General features: G+C 67.8%; 1 protein-coding gene. It reads left to right on the top strand.

Features of this window, described 5'->3' with window-relative positions:
• The coding region (istA, locus tag BMX29_RS18685; protein ID WP_139197125.1) for an IS21 family transposase at positions 1–1,252 on the top strand (1,252 nt) is incomplete at both ends.

Genomic DNA, 1,252 nt, shown 5'->3' with positions numbered 1-1,252 from the left:
CGCTCGGCTACGAAGGCGGCTATGATGCCGTTCGGCGCTACGCCTCGTCATGGGCGAGGGCGGAGCGCGAGGCCTCGGCCGCCGCCTACGTGCCCCTGAGCTTTGATCCCGGCGAAGCCTATCAATTCGACTGGAGCCATGAGGTCGTCCTGATCGACGGGGTGACCACGACGGTGAAGGTCGCGCATGTCCGGCTCTGCTACAGTCGGATGCTGTTCGTGCGGGCCTATCCCCGCGAGAGCCAGGAGATGGTCTTCGACGCGCACGACAAGGCGTTCGCCTTCTTCGGCGGGGCCTGCGCGCGGGGCATCTACGACAACATGAAGACGGCGGTGGACACGATCTTCGTCGGCCGGGATCGCGCCTACAATCGCCGCTTCCAGCAGATGTGCGGTCATTACCTCGTCGCTCCGGTCGCCTGCACGCCTGCCTCGGGCTGGGAGAAGGGCCAGATCGAGAACCAGGTCGGCGTGGTCCGCCGGCGGTTCTTCGTGCCGCGGCCGCGGTTCAAGAGCTACGCCGAGCTCAACGCGTGGCTCGAGGACCGCTGCGTCGCCTGGGCGAAGTTGCACCCCCATCCGGAGGTGCGCGACCGAACGACCTGGGAGGTGTTCGAGGAGGAACAGCCGAGCCTTGTGCCATATGCCGGGCGGTTCGACGGCTTCCACGCGGTGCCTGCCTCCGTGTCGAAGACCTGCCTCGTGCGGTTCGATAACAACCGATACTCGGTCGACGCCTGCGCCGTCGGCCGGGCTGTCGAGGTTCGTGCCTACGCCGAGCGCATCGAGATCTGGCAGGACGGCAAGATCGTGGGCGAGCACGACCGCGCCTTCGGCCGCGGCAAGGACATCTTCGATCCGCTGCATTACGTCCCGGTGCTCGCCCGCAAGCCCGGGGCTCTCCGGAACGGGGCACCATTCAAGGACTGGGAGCTGCCGCCGGCAATGCGACGCGTGCAGCGCAAGCTCGGCCGGGTGCCGAACGGCGACCGCCAGATGGTCGAGATCCTCAGCGCGATCCTGACCGACGGCCTGGACGCGGTGGACGCGGCCTGCGCCGAGGCTCTGAGCGAGGGCGTCCATTCGTCTGCCGTCGTCTTGAACATCCTCGCCCGCCGCCGCGAGCCGGCGCCGCCATTGACCATCGCGACGCCGGACGCACTGCGCCTGAGCTGCGAGCCGGTCGCCGATTGCAGACGCTACGACAGCCTCAGGAGACCGGACCATGGAAAGATCGCAGGTGCTGGACGTGA

Source organism: Roseivivax marinus (assembly GCF_900109705.1).
Lineage (GTDB): Bacteria > Pseudomonadota > Alphaproteobacteria > Rhodobacterales > Rhodobacteraceae > Roseivivax > Roseivivax marinus.
This window is presented reverse-complemented; position numbering and strand designations above follow the sequence as displayed.